This is a genomic window from Streptomyces sp. NBC_00490, assembly GCF_036013645.1.
GTDB classification, from domain to species: Bacteria; Actinomycetota; Actinomycetes; order Streptomycetales; family Streptomycetaceae; genus Streptomyces; species Streptomyces canus_F.
Genome location: NZ_CP107869.1, coordinates 3474471 through 3491864, shown reverse-complemented (window position 1 = coordinate 3491864; position 17394 = coordinate 3474471). Strand labels below are relative to the sequence as shown.

Genomic DNA, 17394 nt, shown 5'->3' with positions numbered 1-17394 from the left:
GTCCGTCCTCGGTCGGGCGGTGCTGTGGGTTGGGGATGTGCTCTTGGTCGGTCGCCCGACGCTGCGGGCGGACACCCCCCGGTACGTCCCCTTCTCGCCGTTGCGCAGGCGCGGGCCCGTCCCGTCTGGGGGCGGTGCGGCGGTGCGGGCCCGTCCTGTCTGGGGGCCGGTGCGGCGGTGCGGGGCCGTCCTGTCTCGGGACGCGGTGTGTCGGTGCGGGTGCGTCCCGGGCTTGCCCGGGCGGGGGGTGCCGCGCGCGGGCGTCTCCCGTACGGCAGGGACCCCGTGCGCTCCATCCCTCGCCGTGTCGGCGTACGGGTGCAGACAGTGGCCGTCGGATGCCGGCCCAGGCAGGTCAGTTCGGCAGGTCGAAGCGTTCCAGGTCTCGTAGCCAGGCCCTTGCCGAGCTGTCCGATGGTGCTCGCCAGTCGCCTCGGGGTGACAGTGAACCGCCTGCCGACACCTTGGGGCCGTTCGGCATCGCCGAGCGCTTGAACTGGGCGAACGCGAAGAAGCGGCGGCAGAAGACCTGGAGCCATTTGTGGATCTCCGCCAGGTCGTAGGATCCCCGCTTCTCCTCGGGGAAGCCGGGCGGCCAGGCGCCGGTGGTCGTGTCGTGCCAGGCGTGCCAGGTCAGGAACGCGATCTTCGAGGGTCGGAACCCGTAGCGCAGTACGTGGAACAGGGTGAAGTCGTGCAGGGCGTACGGGCCGATCTTGGACTCGGTGGACTGCATCTCCTCACCCGGTACCAGTTCCGGGCTGATCTCCGTGTCGAGGATCGCGGAGAGGATCTTGCCGGTCCCGTCGTCGAACTGGCCGCTGCTGATGACCCACCGGATCAGATGCTGGATCAGTGTCTTCGGCACACCGGAGTTGACGTTGTAGTGGCTCATCTGGTCGCCCACGCCGTATGTGGACCAGCCGAGCGCCAGCTCCGACAGGTCGCCGGTGCCGAGCACGATGCCGTTGTGGTGGTTGGCGAGCCGGAAGAGGTAGTCGGTGCGCAGGCCGGCCTGCACGTTCTCGAAGGTGACGTCGTACACCGGCTCGCCGGAGGCGAACGGGTGGCCCATCTCCTTGAGCATCAGACGCGCGGTGGGCGTGATGTCCAGCTCGGCCGCGGTGACACCGAGCGAACGCATCAGGGCGTGGGCGTTGTCCTTGGTGTGGTCGCTGGTGGCGAAGCCGGGCAGGGTCCAGGCCAGGATGTCGCTGCGCGGGCGCCCCGCGCGGTCCATCGCGCGGGCGGCGACGATCAGGGCGTGCGTGGAGTCGAGGCCGCCGGACACCCCGATGACGACCTTCGGACCGCCGATCGCGGCGAGGCGCTGCTGGAGCCCCTCGACCTGGATGTTGTAGGCCTCGTAGCAGTCCTGGGCGAGACGGTCGGCGTCGGCCGGCACGAACGGGAAGCGCTCCAGGTGACGGCGGAGTCCCAGGTCGGTGAGGGGCGGGTCGAGTTCGAAGGAGACCGTCCGGAAGTCGGCCGTCCGGGCCCTGTGGGTACGGCGGTTGTCGTCGAACGTGCCCATCCGCTGCCGCTCCTGGCGCAGCAGGTCGAGGTCCACGTCGGCGATCGCGTACGTGTCGCCGAGCGGGAACCGCTCGCTCTCGGCGAGCAGGACGCCGTTCTCGTAGATCATCGTCTGGCCGTCCCAGGACAGGTCCGTGGTCGACTCGCCCAGGCCCGCCGCCGCGTAGACGTACGCGGCGAGGCAGCGGGAGGACGCCGAGCGGCACAGCAGCTTGCGGTCCTCGGCGCGGCCGACCGTGATCGGGCTGCCGGAGAGGTTGACGAGGAGGGTCGCGCCGGCGAGGGCGGCCTCCGCGCTGGGCGGCACCGGGACCCACATGTCCTCGCAGATCTCGGCGAAGAGCACGAGACCGGGGACGTCCGCCGCCTCGAAGAGCAGGTCCACGCCGAACGGTACGGACGCGCCGCCGACCCGGATCGTCCCGCCGCGCTCGTCGGAGCCGTCGGCGATCTGGCGGCGCTCGTAGAACTCGCGGTAGTTCGGGGGGTACGACTTGGGCACGACGCCGAGGATCCGGCCGCGGTGGATGATCACCGCGCAGTTGTAGACCCGGTTGCGGTGCCGTAGCGGGGCGCCGACGACGAGGATCGGCAGCAGGTCGGCCGAGCCGGTCACCACGGTCGCGAGGGCCGCCTCGACCTCGTCGAGCAGCGCGTCCTGGAGCAGCAGGTCCTCGATGGAGTAGCCGCACAGGACCATCTCGGGGAAGACCGCGACGGCGACGCCCTCCTCGGCGCACCGGCGTGCGTGCCGCAGGACCGATTCGGCGTTGGCGGGCGGGTCGGCGATGACGGTGTGGCCGGTACAGGCGGCCACGCGTGCGAACCCGTGCTGATAGATCGACCAGAAGTTCAGTGGAGGCACGGGATCAGTGTAATCGTCAGAGCGACGCGATGGGGTGGCGTGAGGTGGGGAGCACCTCACGCCACCCCGTCGGTGTCAGTGGCGGCGGAACGATACGACGTAGCCGTTCGCGGGCGTGCCCACGCCCGTGACGTCGTCGTAGCCCTTCACGGCGGACAGCGAGCTGTCCTTGCCGAGGGAGCGGACCGACGTGGTCAGACCGTCCGTGGCGTCATAGCCGTTCACGAAGTCCACGCGCGCGACGGCCAGTTGGTGGCCCGTCGGGTTGTCGGTGACGTCGTGGTAGGCCTTCGTGCCGTACTTGGCGTAGATCGACGGGTTGGCGAAGCCGATCGCCTTGCCGCCGCGCGCCTCCTGGGCGAGGGCCTGGACGGCCGCGATGACCGGCGAGGCCAGCGAGGTGCCGCCGATGCGGTACTCGCTGTACGACTCGGAGCCGTCCGCCTGGGTCTGCGTCTGGCCGACCAGGAAGCCGGTGTTCGGGTCGGCGATCGCGGAGATGTCCGGGACGACGCGGTTTCCGGCGGCGTTGTTGGCCTTGGCGAGCGCGTCCGGGACGACACCCTTCTGGTAGAAGGGCTCGGCGACCGTCTTGCTGGTGCCGCCGCCCGCACCGGAGGTGAACGCGCCGGGGAAGTTGGTCCAGCTCTTGCCGTCCGCGGACAGCGTGGCCTTCTCGGTGCCCCAGCCGGTCTCCCACAGGTACTTGTCGCCCTTGCCGACGGCCAGCGAGGTACCGCCGACCGCCGTCACCCACGCCGAGTTGGCCGGGGTGTCGACCTGCTTCGTCCCGGTGTTGGCGACCTCGTCGCCGTTGTCGCCGGAGGAGAAGTAGAAGCCGATGCCCTCGACCGCGCCGAACTGGAAGACCTGGTCGTAGGCGGCCGCGAGGTCCGGCGTCTGGTTGGCCTCGATGTCACCCCAGGAGTTGGAGACGAGGTCGGCCAGGTGCTTGTCGACGATCTTGCTGAGCGAGTCCAGCAGGTCGTCGTCCATGCAGGACGAGGCGCCCACATAGGTGACGTTCGCGTCCGGAGCGACCGCGTGCACGGCCTCGACGTCGAGGGTCTCCTCGCCGTACCAGCCGGAGGCGTCGCACTCGTCGGCGCCGGTGTACCGGTAGTTCTTGGGCAGCACCTGGGACAGCTGGCCGGTCTTCCAGGCGGGGTCGCCGTGCTTCTTCGCGTAGGTCTGCGCGTCGAAGGCGATGGTCGGCGAGGCGAACGCGTCGGTGATGGCGACGCGCACCCCCTTGCCCGTGTACGAGCCCGCGCCGTACGCGGCCCGCAGCTGCTTGCCCGTGTAGCCCTTGATGGCGTACGGGATCTTGCCGCCGTACGCGTCGGGCAGGGTGCTCGCGGTCTTCGAGCCGTAGTACGACGAGAACGGCCCCGAGTTCTTGAACACGGCGCCCGGACCGGGCAGTTGGTCCTTGTGGCTCGCCTTGTGCGGGGCGTTGTCCAGGCCGGTGACGGTCAGCACGGCGCCGTTCAGGCTCTCCGGTGCGGAGGCCGTCCTGGACGGGGCGCGGTAGGTCCTGGAGCCCTTGGCGTAGTTGTGCAGCTGGGTGCCGAAGGCCTTCTCGGCGGCGGCCACGTCACCGGAGACGGAGACGTAGTGCCGCGTGACACCGGTGACCTTCAGGCCCGCGGACGCCAGCCACGACTTCACGGCGGCCACCTGGGCCTTCGTGGCGCCGAAGCGGGCCTGCGCCTGCTGGGCGCTCAGGTACTTGCCGTACGACGCCGAAGCCGGGTCGGACACGGACTTCGCGTACGCGGCGAGGCCGGTCGCGTCCCGGCCGGCGAGGTAGACCCGGGCGGAGACCTGTGAACTGTCGGCGGTGGCGCCCTTGTCGGCCTTGGCCGTGGCCCACGCGGGCCTGGTGCCGGCCAGCGTGTCCCGTGCCGGGCCGTCCGCGGCGTGCGCCGCGGGTATGCCGAGCGCCAGCGCGCCGGCGATCATGGGCAGTGTCGCTGCCATGCTCACACCGGCACGCAGAGTGGCGCGGTTGGATCTCATGGAACCCCCTGTATGCGGTTCGTCTCGAGTGGATCACTCGACGGTGGCCACTCTTTCGATGAACCGTTCATGCCAGGGGAATACGAGTCCCAAGAGGACCCCAATTAACCTAATGACAAGGCCATTTGAGGGTTAAGAAGCGCCGAGAACCGAGGGTTAACCCTCTAAGGCCCTCTCCGACCCCTCTAGGAACGCGGTTTCGCGCCGCGCTCCTTCAGCATGTCCGTCATCAGACCGATCTCCGACTCCTGCGCGTTGACCATGCCCTGCGCGATGTCCTTCTCCACCTTCACCTCGCAGCGCTCGACACAGCCCTCGGCCATGTGGATGCCGCCCTTGTGGTGGTCGGTCATGAGCTGGAGATAGAAGATCTCGGCCTGCTTGCCGCTGAGCTTCCTGAGCTTTTCCATCTCCGTGTTGGTCGCCATGCCCGGCATCAGCGCGCCGTCCTCGCCGGAGGCCATGCCGCCCATGTCCATCCAGGTCATCGGCGGCTTCGACGACACCTTCGGCAGCTTCCACAGATCGAGCCAGCCCAGCAGCATGCCGCGCTGGTTGGCCTGTGTCTGGGCGATGTCGTACGCGAGCAGCCGTACGTCCTCGTCCTTCGTACGGTCGCGGACGATGAACGACATCTCCACCGCCTGCTGGTGGTGCACCGCCATGTCCCGCGCGAACCCGGCGTCCGCGGAGTCCGCGGTCGGGGTGTCGGTGGAGCCGCCGTCCTGCGTGACGGCGTAGGTGATCCCCCCGGTCGCGACGAGCACCGCCGCCGCGCCCGAGGCGATCCAGCCGGCCTTCCTCACTACGACAGACCGCCCTGGCACGTCGCACCCTTCTCCGGAGTCTGCTCACCCTGGACATAGGTCTCGAAGAACTTGTCGACGTTCGGGTCGCTCGCGCTCGTCACCGTCCGCTGGTGGCCCCACGCCGTCAGCATGATCGGGGCCGCCTGCTTCTCGTACGGGCTCATCAGCGTGTACGGCGTCTTCTTCACCTTCGCGGCCAGCGCGTCGATGTCGGCCTTCTTGGCCTTGGAGGTGTACGTCACCCAGACCGAACCGTGCTCCAGCGAGTGCACGGCGTTCATGTTGTTGAGTTCCTTGGTGTAGACGTCGCCGTTGCAGTTCATCCAGCGGGCGTCGTGGTCACCGCCGGCCGGGGGCGTCATCGGGTACTTCACGGTCTTGGTGACGTGGGTCTGGGAGAGCTTGGACGACCACGTCTTCACCCCGTCCTTGCCCGTGGTCCAGTGACCCGGGTTGCTGGAGTCGGCCGTCGTGCCGCCGCCGTCGTCCTGCGACCGCACGAGCACGACGCCGCCCACGACGAGAGCGGTGACGACGGCCACGCTCGCCCCGATCGTGAGGAGCCGGTTACGGCGTTCGCGGGCCTGTTCGGCACGCCGCATCTCCGCTATTCGAGCCTGGCGCTCGGCGGAGTTCTTGTTCTTGGCGGAACCCATGGGGTGTGTCCTTCTGGGTAAGGAGGGCCGGTCGGGTCCGCTGATCGTAATGGGGAAGGGGGTGTCTCCAGAAAGGGAGGGCACAGGAATGGCCGAAGAGCGGGCGCCCGCGGAGATCCGGGTCCGCCGAGGTTCCGACACGCCCGGCATTACTTATACGGGTCCGAGCAGGCAAGATGGGCGGCAGAACAGTACACCTGCCGTACGTGAGGCGTTCGCCCGGAGGTCGGCCCGCCGATCATGGTCCGCAACACGGATGAAATGGTGTTGTGGTGGGATGCTCAGGTGCCCGACCGTCTCGCGCGGGACCGCAGACAGGTGGCCTGACCAGCAAGGATGGGGAAGCTGAAGATGGACAAGCAGCAGGAATTCGTGCTCCGGACGTTGGAGGAGCGCGACATCCGGTTCGTACGCCTGTGGTTCACGGACGTGCTGGGCTTCCTCAAGTCCGTCGCCGTGGCCCCGGCCGAGCTGGAACAGGCCTTCGACGAGGGCATCGGGTTCGACGGCTCCGCGATCGAGGGCTTCGCCCGGGTCTACGAGTCCGACATGATCGCCAAGCCGGACCCGTCGACCTTCCAGATCCTGCCGTGGCGCGCCGAGGCGCCCGGTACGGCCCGGATGTTCTGCGACATCCTCATGCCGGACGGCTCGCCGTCCTTCGCGGACCCGCGTTACGTGCTCAAGCGCGCGCTGGCCCGCACCTCGGACCTGGGCTTCACCTTCTACACCCACCCCGAGATCGAGTTCTTCCTGCTGAAGGACAAGCCGCTGGACGGCACCCGTCCCACGCCGGCCGACAACTCGGGCTACTTCGACCACACCCCGCAGAACATCGGCATGGACTTCCGCCGCCAGGCGATCACCATGCTGGAGTCGATGGGCATCTCGGTGGAGTTCTCCCACCACGAGGGCGCCCCCGGCCAGCAGGAGATCGACCTCCGCTACGCCGACGCCCTCTCGACGGCGGACAACATCATGACGTTCCGCCTGGTCATGAAGCAGGTGGCGCTGGAGCAGGGCGTCCAGGCGACGTTCATGCCGAAGCCGTTCAGCGAGCACCCGGGGTCCGGGATGCACACGCACCTGTCCCTCTTCGAGGGCGACCGCAACGCGTTCTACGAGTCGGGCTCGGAGTACCAGCTCTCCAAGGTCGGCCGCTCCTTCATCGCGGGCCTGCTGAAGCACTCCGCGGAGATCTCCGCGGTCACCAACCAGTGGGTCAACTCCTACAAGCGCATCTGGGGCGGCTCGGAGCGCACGGCGGGCGCCGGCGGCGAGGCCCCCTCGTACATCTGCTGGGGCCACAACAACCGCTCGGCCCTGGTCCGCGTCCCCATGTACAAGCCCGGCAAGACCGGCTCCGCCCGCATCGAGGTTCGCTCGATCGACTCCGGTGCCAACCCGTACCTGGCGTACGCCGTCCTGCTGGCCGCCGGCCTCAAGGGCATCGAGGAGGGCTACGAGCTCCCGCCGGGCGCCGAGGACGACGTCTGGGCGCTGTCCAACGCCGAGCGCCGCGCGATGGGCATCGAACCCCTCCCGCAGAACCTCGGCGAGGCCCTGACCCTCATGGAGAACAGCGACCTGGTCGCCGAGACGCTGGGCGAGCACGTCTTCGACTTCTTCCTGCGCAACAAGCGCCAGGAGTGGGAGGAGTACCGCTCCGAGGTGACCGCGTTCGAGCTGCGGAAGAACCTGCCGGTGCTGTAGGCACGTATACACAGGAAGGGCCGACGGTCATGGATCGTCGGCCCTTTCGCGTGTCCGCGAATACCTGCCGAGAACGTGCCAAGCCGTGGCATGATCGCGCCACATCAGTCAGTGATCAAGGAGCGATTGCATGCGAACTCGCGCAAGGGTGGGGCTCGTCGGCGCGGCCGCGGCGGTTCTGGTCGGCACCGTCTCGGGTGTTGCCTGGGCCGACAACAACGTTCATTCCTGTACCGCGTCCCCGAGCGACGACGGTGGCAGGGACTGCAGTTTCTGGTTCTACAAGGAGGACGGCAACACCCAGGTCGGGTACGCCGGATTCCAGGCGTACGGCGAGCACCTCATCGCCGACGACAGCTGGACCGACGGGCGCGGTGTGTTCGTCTCGGCCTCGTGGAGCGGGGGCTACAAGGAGATCTGGGCCACGGGCGGCAACGGCGACTACGAGAACGTCGACCTGTCCATCGGTGAAGGCGTTTCCGTGACCGTGACGGCGTGCCAGACCGACAACGGGGCGCTTCTCAACTGCGCGACGCAGACCTCCAGGGCGTGACGACGGGGGCGCGGGCCGGCCCGCGCCCCCACACGTGCGCTACTTGCCCGCCAGTTGCGCCAGCACCTGGTGCAGCGGCTCCGTCTCGCGGCGCTTGTACTCCTGGATCGCCCAGCCGTTGCCGTCCGGGTCCTTGAAGTACATGAACGTGGCGCCGTCCTGCGGGGCGAACTGCACCGGCTCGCTCACGTCGAGGCCGCGCGCCGTCAGCTCCTCGTACGCCGCCTTCGCGTCCGTGACGCACAGCTGCATGCCGTGGTACGTGCCCGGCTGCGGTGTGCCCGTGGGGACCTGGAGACCGTCGACCAGGGCGATGGAACAGCCCGAGCCCGGCGGGGTCAGCTGGACGATCCGTACGCCCTCCATCACCTCGCCGTCGAGGTCCACGTGGAAACCGACCTTGTCCTGATAGAACTCCTTGGCTCGATCCACATCGGAAACCGGCAGCAGGATCACTTCGAGGGACATGTCCATGGCGTTGACTCCCTTGTCACGTCAGTCGAACCGCCAGCGGGTCTGGCTGAACGGCTCCCCCTTACCGAAGCCGAAAACGGTGCGCGGCGCCACCGAGAAGACGAAAGCGTGCCCGGCACCGTGGTGGAAGCCGCCGTTCCGTACCTCGAAGCGCCAGAACTCGCCGTACTTCTCCTCCCACGCGGCCGCGAGCTCCCCGAGCCGCACGTCATCGACGACGCGCACCGCCTCGCCCTCCACGACGAGGTCGTAGCCCTCGTTCCAGGTGTTGACGCCGGTCGTCAGCACGACGTGCGGGTTCGCCGCGAGATTGCGGGCCTTGCGCTCCTCCGGACCCGTGCAGAAGTGCAGCGCGCCTTCCGACCAGACCGCGGGCAGCGGGGTCACGTGCGGGCGCCCGTCCGGCCGGACCGTGGAGATCCAGAACAGCTCGGCCCCGGCGAGGATCTTCAGCGCGTCGGACCAGTCGGTCGCGGTGGCCGTGCCGTCGCTGTAGCGGGTGTCGAGACGGGCGCGGGGTTGCTTGTCGGTCATGGGCGGGCCTCCAGACGTGTTGCCTCGCAGGACAGACCCGCGCCGGATCCGGAACTCATCGGTCACACCATCTCCGGGTCGGGGAAGACACGGGCCACCGCGGCCGTACGGCTCGACACCCCCAGCCTGCCGAACGCGTTCTCCAGGTGCTTGCGGACCGTGCTCGAGGAGACCGAGAGCTGCTCGGCGATCTGCGGGGTGTCCAGACCCCGGGCCACACAGCGCAGCACGTCGAACTCCCGCCGGGTCAGCCGCACGGGGGGCCGGTGCCTGCGGGCGGCCTCCTTGTAGATCTCGTACACGTGGGGAGCCAGCAGCTCCAGGGTGGTCATCTCGTGCGCGGTGAACGGCTTGGAGCCCGTACGGAAGAACTGGAACACCCGGGTGCGGTTCGGGGCGGTGGGCAGGGCGATGCTCGCGATGGTCGGGCACGGGGCGAGGAACTCCGTGTAGATCGGCAGGCTCCGCAGTTCCCGCACCGGGAGGAAGTCCGCCATCTGCGTCGTCTCGGGAACGTCGTGCGGCCGGCAGACCTGCACGCACTGCAGGTGCTGGTGGCGCCAGCGCCAGTACGCGTCCATCCCGTAGTCGCCGTCTTCCTCGATCGTCTCCTGGCTGTTGAGCTCCCGCCTGGTCGGGATGTCCAGCTCGCAGAAACTGGCTTCGTCGCAGGGGACCAGGCGCTGCAACCCCAGCAGCAGGGACTTCGGCGGAATCCCGCCCGACAGATCCCGCCGCGCCTCCTCCAGGACATCCGCCATGCGACGCATGTGGACTTCGGCCGTCGTCATGGGTGCCTCCCGAGGAGGGTCTCGCCTCCTGCGAACGTACTCCCGCGCCGCCCGTGAACACCGGGATTCGTCAAATGACGAATGGGCCTGAGCAGTTGACCGGAGCATCGTCGACACCAGCAGCGCTTCGGCTGCCGGAGGACACGGAGGCATCCCATGCGTACCCACCTGCGCCCCTACGACGGTCGCGGCCACCCGCGTCCGCACCGGACCGCCACCCTCGCCACGGGCGCCGCCATGCTCGTCGCGGCCCTGCTCGCCACCGGCTGCGAGGCCGCGACCACGAAGGCCGGCCCCGACGCCGCGCCCGAGAAGGGCGAGACCTTCACCACCGTGCGCTTCACGCTCGGCCCCCGCGGCGGCGTCCGGTTCCACGGGGCCTCCCGTGAGGCGGTCACCGCTGCCGGGTCCTACGCCGTCTCCGCGGGCCGCGCACACCCCTTCGCCCGCCCCGACGGACGGCTGCTGGTGGTGCTGCGGCACTGGCCCGAGGCCCGTACGGAACGGGCCACGCGCGGGCAGGCGCCCCGGCGGCTCGTGCCGCCCGAGGAGGCCGCCGTCGAGACGGGCTTCCTGGTCGACACCGCGGACTGGGTGCGGGCCGACCTCGACGGACACCCGTTGCAGTGGCTGCGCGACGACACGATCCGCGTCGACACCACGAACGGCACCGTCGGCGACCTCAGCAGTCTGACCCTGTCCGGACCGCACGGGGGTCGGTCCGGACAGCCCGTTCCGCCGCCGGGCGACCCCGGGTGTGAGAAGCCCACGCAGCTGGTCCTCCCGTCGGTCGGGCCGGGCACGTCCGTGACGGCCGTACTGACCCGGCTGCGCGCCCGCTGCCTCGACGTCCAGTACGCCACCCTGCCCGGCAAGGACACTCCCGGCACCGTCCAGCGGGTGTACGTCCCCCTCGCCGGCCACCCCACCGCGGCCGCCTTCCTGCCACCCCTCGAAGGCACCACGGCCCCGGGCCGCATGCCCGGCGACAAGATCCTCACCGACGCCTCCCGCCCGACCACGGTCGTGGTGACCCGCTGACACCGCCCCGGCGCCCGCCGCCGACACCCCGCCGCCCGGGAGATCGTGCCTAGCCCCGGCGGTCGGGCGCTCCGGCGGTTCGGCGCTCCGGTGCCCGCGGTCGGTGCCTGGCCTCGGCGTCCGGAGGTTGCTGCCGACCCCGGCGTCCTGTCGTTCCGACTCCCCGGTGCTCTGGCGCTCCGGCGCCCCGGTGTCCGGTGGTCTCTCCCTTACCCCCAGGTGCCCCGAGGCCCGGCGGCCACATCCCCGCCGCCGCCCCGCCGCCCGGGAGATCGTTCCAAGCCCCGGCGTCCGGTCGCACCCTGGCATCCTCGCCCCGGCGGTCGCTGCCTGGCCTCGGCGTCCGGCGGTTGCTGCCGACCCCGGCGTCCGGTCGTTCCGACGCTGCGACGTCCCGGCGCCCGGAGGTCGCTGCCTAGCCCCGGCGTCCGGTCGATTCCCCGTCCCCGCGTCCCGCACCCATTCCCCACCTCCACCCCCCAGGAGCGGCCCGGCTCACCCGCTCGATCCGTCCCGGCGCTTCTTTCACCCTCTCCGGTTAGGCTCACGCACGTATGACCTTGATCGGAGGAGGCCGAGGATGACGGCGCCGGGGCGCAGGAGCAGTACCTTCAGTCGGCTGCTGCGGCACGGGTTCACCGATCCCTCGGCTGCCGAGCGGCTGCTGGACAGCGCGGAGCTGACCGGCGTACGCAATGATCCCGTGCTGCTGGAAGCCCTCGGTGCCACCGCGGACCCCGATCTCGCGCTGCACGGCCTCGTGCGGTTGCTGGAGGCGCAGCCCGCCCCCGCCGCGCGCAGGGAGCTGCTGGACACGGTGATAGCGGCCAAGCCGTTGCGTGACCGTCTGCTGGGTGTGCTCGGGGCCTCCGCCGCGCTCGCCGAGCATCTGGCCCGGCACGCCGGGGACTGGCAGGCGCTCGTCATGTACGAGCCGCGCGATCTGCACCCCGGTGTGGAGGAGTTCGAGCGCGGGCTCGCCGAGGCCGACGACCCCGTCTCCCTGCGCGTCGCCTACCGGCGCTGTCTGCTGTCCATCGCCGCCCGTGACGTGTGCGGCACCACCGACATCGCCGAGACCGCCGCCGAGCTCGCCGACCTCGCCACCGCGACCCTGCGCGCCGCCCTCGCCATCGCCCGCGCCGCCGCCCCCGACGACGCCGCGCTGTGCCGGCTCGCCGTCATCGCGATGGGCAAGTGCGGTGGCCATGAGCTCAATTACGTGTCCGACGTCGATGTCATCTTCGTCGGCGAGGCCGTCGAGGGGGCCGACGAGGGCAAGGCCCTGCGGTCCGCCACCAAGCTCGCCTCGCACATGATGCGGATCTGCTCCGAGACGACCGTGGAGGGGTCGATCTGGCCCGTCGACGCCAACCTGCGGCCCGAGGGCCGCAACGGCCCACTGGTGCGGACGCTCGCCAGCCACCTCGCCTACTATCAGCGCTGGGCCAAGACCTGGGAGTTCCAGGCCCTCCTCAAGGCCCGCCCGGTCGCCGGCGACATCGAGCTCGGCGAGGCGTACGTCAGCGCGCTGGAACCCCTCGTCTGGAAGGCCGCCGAGCGCGAGAACTTCGTCACCGACGTACAGAAGATGCGGCGCCGGGTCGTCGAGAACATCCCGGTCGCCGAGGTCGAACGCGAGCTGAAGCTGGGCCCCGGTGGCCTCCGCGACGTCGAATTCGCGGTGCAGCTCCTGCAGTTGGTGCACGGCCGGGCCGACGTCTCCCTGCGCAGCGGCACCACCCTCGACGCGCTCCAGGCCCTCGCCGCCGGCGGCTATGTCGGCCGGGACGACGCCGTGCAACTCGACGACGCCTACCGCTTCCTGCGCTCCATGGAGCACCGCATCCAGCTGTACCGGCTGCGCCGCACCCACCTCGTCCCCGAGGACGACGCCGACCAGCGCCGTATCGGCCGCTCCCTGGGCCTGCGCACGGATCCGGTCGCCGAGCTGAACCGCGAGTGGAAGCGGCACACCAGTGTCGTACGGCGACTGCACGAGAAGCTCTTCTACCGGCCGCTGCTCGACGCCGTCGCCCAACTCGCCTCCGGCGAGACCCGGTTGCGCCCCGAGGCGGCCCGGGAGCGGCTGGTCGCGCTCGGGTACGCCGACCCGGCCGCGGCCCTGCGGCACCTGGAGGCGCTCGCCTCCGGCGTCACCCGCAAGGCCGCGATCCAGCGAACCCTCCTTCCCGTACTGCTGGGTTGGTTCGCCGACTCCGCCGACCCGGACGCGGGCCTGCTCAACTTCCGCAAGGTGTCGGACGCGTTGGGCAAGACGCCCTGGTATCTGCGGCTGCTGCGCGACGAGGGCGCCGCCGCCGAGAACCTCGCCCGCGTGCTGTCCGCCGGGCGCCTCGCCCCCGACCTGCTCATGCGCGCACCGGAAGCCGTCGCGCTGCTGGGCGACAGCGACGGCGCCGGACTCGCCCCGCGCGGCCGGGCCGGCCTGGAGCAGGAGATCCTCGCCGCGGTCAGCCGCGCGGACGGCGTCGAACAGGCGGTCACCGCGGCCCGCGGAGTACGCCGCCGCGAACTGTTCCGCACCGCCGCCGCCGACATCGTCGGCTCCTACGGCACCGAGACCCGGCCCGCCGAGGCCGACCAGGGAGCCCTCGTGGACCGGGTCGGCGGCGCCGTCTCCGACCTCAACGCGGCGACCCTCGCGGGCACCCTGCGCGCGGTGGTCCGCGACACCTGGGGCGACACCCTGCCCACCCGGTTCGCCGTCATCGGCATGGGCCGCTTCGGCGGTCACGAACTCGGCTACGGCTCCGACGCGGACGTCCTGTTCGTCCACGAGCCGCGCAACGGCGTGCCCGAGCAGTCGGCCTCCGAGGCCGCCAACAAGGTCGTCTCCGAGATGCGCCGCCTGCTGCGGCTCCCGAGCGCCGACCCGCCCCTGCTGATCGACGCGGACCTGCGCCCCGAGGGCAAGTCCGGGCCGCTCGTACGGACGTTGAAGTCGTACGAGGCGTACTACCGCCGGTGGTCTCTGGTCTGGGAGTCACAGGCGCTGCTGCGGGCCGAAGTGGTCGCCGGCGACGAGGACCTGGGGCGGCGTTTCATCGAACTGATCGATCCGCTGCGGTATCCGGCGGAGGGGCTCGGTGACGATGCCGTACGGGAGATCCGGCGGCTGAAGGCGCGGATGGAGTCGGAGCGGTTGCCTCGCGGCGCGGACCCGAAGCTGCACACCAAGCTGGGGCCGGGCGGGCTGTCCGACGTGGAGTGGGTCGTGCAGCTCATGCAGTTGCGGCACGGGTGGGCGGAGCCGGGGCTGCGGACCACGCGGACGCGGGAGGGGCTGGCCGCGGCCCGCTCCGCGGGGCTCATCGGCGGTGAGGATGCCGAGATCCTCGACGAGGCCTGGGTGTTGGCGACTCGGGTGCGGAATGCGGTGATGCTGGTCCGGGGGAGGGCCGGGGACACCTTCCCCACCGATCCGCGTGAACTGGCTGCGGTGGGGCGGTACTTGGGGTACGGGCCCGGGCATGTGGGGGACATGCTGGATGACTATCGGCGTACGGCGCGGCGGGCGCGGGCTGTGGTGGAGACGCTGTTTTACGGGGCGTAAAGCTCTTCCTTCGGGCGCGGCGCCGTCGTGGTTGCTCGCGCCCGCGCGGCGGTAGCCGCAGATTCAACACAGCCCCGCGCCCCTTGGGGGCGCGTCATGGCCACGCCTGTCAGGACGATCGCCATGCCGATGAGTACCCGTACTCCGACCTGCTCGTCCAACAGCAGTGCGCCCAGCGCCACCGACACCACCGGCAGCAGATAGCCGACCGTCGCCGCGGTCGTCGCGCCCTCGTCCGCGATCAGGCGGTAGTTGAGGTAGAAGGTCACGCCCGTGCCCAGGACGCCCAGGGCGGTCACCGCGAGGAGGGCGGTCAGGTCGGCGTCGACCGGGCCCGCGAGCGGAAGGGAGAGTGTCGTCCAGCCCGTCGCCATGAGCAGTTGCGCCGCGGACATCGCCATCGGCGCCTGCTTGTCCGTGAGTTTGCGCGCCATGTACGCGAACGCCACGGCATAGCTCGCCGCGGCCCCCAGCAGGGCGAGCGCGCTCCAGCTCAGCAGGCCCGAGCGGTGCCATGGGGCGAAGATCAGGACCGTGCCGGCGAAGCCGAGGAAGAGACCGGCGAGGCGCAGGGGACGCAGGCCGCGGTCGGTACCGAGGAGCAGGCCGATCAGCAGCGACCACAGGGGCGTGGTGGCGTTCAGGACGCCCGCGATCCCCGAGTCGAGACTCTGCTCACCCACCGCGAACAGGGCGAACGGGATGGCGTTGCAGAACAGCGCGGCCACGGTCAGATGACCCCAGGTGGCCCGTGAGCGGGGCAGTCGCTGACCGGCCGCACGGGCCAGCACCAGCAGGGTCGCCGTGCCGAGCGCGCAGCGGACGATCGTGATCTGCGCGGGGGAGAGGCCGTGGTTGAGGGCGAGCTTGATCCAGAGGAACCCCGAGCCCCACAGGAGGGCGAGGGCGGCCATGCGGAGCGTGGAGGCGGGAGACATGCCTCTACGGTCCGGGAGATGACGCGTGAGGACAAGTGAAGAGTTCTGGATGTGTTGTTAAGCTGAGCTACATGCTGGATGTGCGTCGGATGCAGGTGCTGCGGGCCGTGGTGAGCAGCGGGTCGGTGACGGGGGCGGCGACGGTGCTGGGCTACACGCCCTCCGCCGTGAGTCAGCAGATCGCCGCGCTGGAGAAGGAGGCGCGGACGGATCTGCTGGAGCGGGTCGGCAGAGGGGTGCGTCCCACGGCGGCGGGGCTGCTCCTGACCGAGTACGCGGACACGATCAGCCGTCAGGTCGCCGAGGCGGAGACCGCCCTGGCGGATCTGCTCGCGGGGCGGACGGGCCGGCTGTCGGTGCGGTACTTCGCGACGGCGGGCGCGTCCCTGGTCGCCCCGGCGGTCGCCCGGCTGCGGACGGAACACCCCGGCGTACAGATCGAGCTGAAGCTCATCGACCCCGAGGACCCCTTGCCGGACGTGCGGGAGGGCCGGGCGGATCTGGCGCTGGTGGTGGGGCCACGCGTCTCCGCTCAGGAGGGCGTGCGGTTCCTGCACCTGCTGGACGACCCGTACCTCGCGGTGCTTCCCGAGGGCCACCCCCTGGCGCGGGCCGAGGCGCTGGAGATGGCCGACCTCGCGGAGGAACCCTGGGTCGGCAGCGAGTGGCCCGGCCCCTGCCTCGACGCCCAGCTCACCGCCTGTGAGGCGGCGGGGTTCCGGCCGCGCTTCGTGGTCGAGAGCGAGGACTACGTCACCGCTCAGGGGTTCGTCGCGGCGGGGCTCGGGGTGAGCCTCATCCCGCGGCTCGGGCTGGGGGTCGGCGTCCGGCCGGGAGTGGTCGTACGGGAGCTGCGGAGCCCGGAGCCGGCCCGCTCGATCTACGCGGCCGTACGCGAGACGGCCCCGCCCCAGCCGGCCCTCAGGTCGTTCATCGCGGCGATGCGGGCCGCGGCCGGGGCTGCTTGAGGGCCACAGCCGGCACCAGCTGGGGCAAGCGGTACGGCAGGGCGCCGTACCAGAGTCGTGCCACCGTGAAGCCGAAGGCCAGGCAGAGCATGCCGCCCACCGCGTCGAGCCAGAAGTGGTTGGCGGTGGCCACGATGACTACGAGGGTGGCCGTCGGATAGAGGAGGCCCAGGACGCGCACCCAGGGCACCGACGCCAGCGCGAAGATCGTCAGGCCGCACCACAGGGACCAGCCGATGTGCATGGACGGCATCGCGGCGTACTGGTTCGACATGTTCTTGAGGTCGCCGGAGGCCATCGAGCCCCACGTCTGGTGGACCATGACCGTGTCGATGAAGTCGCCGCCGTTCATCAGACGGGGCGGGGCCAGCGGATACAGGTAGTAACCGACGAGGGCCACGAGGGTCGTCGCGAACAGCGCCGTGCGGGTCGCCGCGTAACGGCCGGGATGACTGCGGAAGAGCCACACCAGGACACCGAGCGTCACCACGAAGTGCAGCGTCGCGTAGTAGTAGTTCATGCCCACGATCAGCCAAGTCACGGAATTCACCGCGTGGTTGACCGACTCCTCGACCGCGATCCCCAGGTCGTGCTCGACCCGCCAGATCCAGTCGGCATTGCGCAGCGCCTCGGCCCGCTGCTCCGGGACCGCGTTGCGGATCAGCGAGTAAGTCCAGTAACTCACCGCGATCAGCAGGATCTCGAACCAGAGGCGGGGGCGGCGCGGGGTGCGCAGTCGGCGCAGGAAGCCCGGTCTCGTATCGGCCGCGACAGGCTGGCGAACGGCCTCTTCGCGGCCTTCCAGTGTCGTCACGGTCGAATCACCCATGGACACAGAGTCTGCCAGAAAAGCCCTTGCCCCCAGATCATCCCCCGGTCCAGTCCGGGACGCATGTTCTACGGCGAGACGAGTCCCC

14 protein-coding genes are annotated in these 17394 nt (G+C 70.4%); 5 read left to right on the top strand and 9 right to left on the bottom strand.

The features are described 5' to 3' along the window. Positions 1-355: 355 nt before the first annotated feature. The 4 genes from OG381_RS15730 to OG381_RS15715 all read right to left on the bottom strand — a co-directional run bounded on the left by OG381_RS15730 (position 356) and on the right by OG381_RS15715 (position 5888). The gene (locus tag OG381_RS15730; protein WP_327716725.1) at positions 356-2401 is read right to left on the bottom strand and encodes an NAD(+) synthase; all 2046 of its coding nucleotides are present in this window, start codon (positions 2399-2401) and stop codon (positions 356-358) included. Positions 2402-2476: 75 nt separating this feature from the next. Continuing rightward, positions 2477-4423 carry a S53 family peptidase gene (locus tag OG381_RS15725; protein WP_327716724.1) on the bottom strand — a complete coding sequence of 649 codons (1947 nt, stop codon included), beginning with the start codon at positions 4421-4423 and terminating at the stop codon, positions 2477-2479. A 185-nt stretch (positions 4424-4608) separates the two neighbouring features. After that, positions 4609-5250 (bottom strand): DUF305 domain-containing protein, encoded by a 642-nt coding sequence (locus OG381_RS15720; protein ID WP_443061896.1) that lies wholly within the window; start codon positions 5248-5250, stop codon positions 4609-4611. Then, complete coding sequence (locus OG381_RS15715) at positions 5229-5888, bottom strand: DUF3105 domain-containing protein (RefSeq protein WP_307031745.1); 660 nt, start codon at positions 5886-5888, stop codon at positions 5229-5231. The genes OG381_RS15720 and OG381_RS15715 overlap by 22 nt, the downstream gene beginning before the upstream one ends. Positions 5889-6239: 351 nt before the next feature. On the opposite strand from OG381_RS15715, the gene OG381_RS15710 reads away from it, so the two are divergent. Beyond that, positions 6240-7601, top strand: coding sequence for a glutamine synthetase family protein (locus tag OG381_RS15710; RefSeq protein WP_327716723.1), 1362 nt, complete (start codon positions 6240-6242; stop codon positions 7599-7601). A 130-nt stretch (positions 7602-7731) separates the two neighbouring features. Next, entirely contained in the window at positions 7732-8154 is a 423-nt protein-coding gene (locus OG381_RS15705) for a hypothetical protein (RefSeq protein WP_327716722.1), read from the top strand. Between the two features lie 39 nt (positions 8155-8193). On the opposite strand, the gene OG381_RS15700 is transcribed toward OG381_RS15705, so the two are convergent. The 3 genes from OG381_RS15700 to OG381_RS15690 all read right to left on the bottom strand — a co-directional run bounded on the left by OG381_RS15700 (position 8194) and on the right by OG381_RS15690 (position 9953). After that, positions 8194-8628: a VOC family protein gene (locus tag OG381_RS15700; RefSeq protein ID WP_327716721.1), complete on the bottom strand. Its 435-nt coding sequence runs from the start codon at positions 8626-8628 to the stop codon at positions 8194-8196. 21 nt (positions 8629-8649) lie between these two features. Beyond that, entirely contained in the window at positions 8650-9162 is a 513-nt protein-coding gene (locus OG381_RS15695) for a pyridoxamine 5'-phosphate oxidase family protein (protein WP_327716720.1), read from the bottom strand. Positions 9163-9224: 62 nt separating this feature from the next. Then, a complete protein-coding gene (locus OG381_RS15690) occupies positions 9225-9953 on the bottom strand; it encodes a response regulator transcription factor (RefSeq protein ID WP_327716719.1) in 729 nt (242 codons plus the stop codon). A gap of 156 nt (positions 9954-10109) precedes the next feature. Here OG381_RS15690 and OG381_RS15685 point away from each other — a divergent pair, with 156 nt between their 5' ends. Both OG381_RS15685 and OG381_RS15680 read left to right on the top strand, forming a co-directional pair. Continuing rightward, positions 10110-10994 (top strand): hypothetical protein, encoded by an 885-nt coding sequence (locus OG381_RS15685; RefSeq protein ID WP_327716718.1) that lies wholly within the window; start codon positions 10110-10112, stop codon positions 10992-10994. A 580-nt stretch (positions 10995-11574) separates the two neighbouring features. Beyond that, the gene (locus OG381_RS15680) at positions 11575-14571 is read left to right on the top strand and encodes a bifunctional [glutamine synthetase] adenylyltransferase/[glutamine synthetase]-adenylyl-L-tyrosine phosphorylase (protein WP_327716717.1); all 2997 of its coding nucleotides are present in this window, start codon (positions 11575-11577) and stop codon (positions 14569-14571) included. On the opposite strand, the gene OG381_RS15675 is transcribed toward OG381_RS15680, so the two are convergent. Then, positions 14559-15509, bottom strand: coding sequence for a DMT family transporter (locus OG381_RS15675; protein WP_327716716.1), 951 nt, complete (start codon positions 15507-15509; stop codon positions 14559-14561). The genes OG381_RS15680 and OG381_RS15675 overlap by 13 nt on opposite strands. Positions 15510-15580: 71 nt before the next feature. On the opposite strand from OG381_RS15675, the gene OG381_RS15670 reads away from it, so the two are divergent. Then, entirely contained in the window at positions 15581-16477 is an 897-nt protein-coding gene (locus tag OG381_RS15670) for a LysR family transcriptional regulator (RefSeq protein WP_327716715.1), read from the top strand. Here OG381_RS15670 and OG381_RS15665 read toward each other — a convergent pair. After that, positions 16440-17306 carry a phosphatase PAP2 family protein gene (locus OG381_RS15665; RefSeq protein WP_327716714.1) on the bottom strand — a complete coding sequence of 289 codons (867 nt, stop codon included), beginning with the start codon at positions 17304-17306 and terminating at the stop codon, positions 16440-16442. The genes OG381_RS15670 and OG381_RS15665 overlap by 38 nt on opposite strands. Positions 17307-17394: the final 88 nt, after the last annotated feature.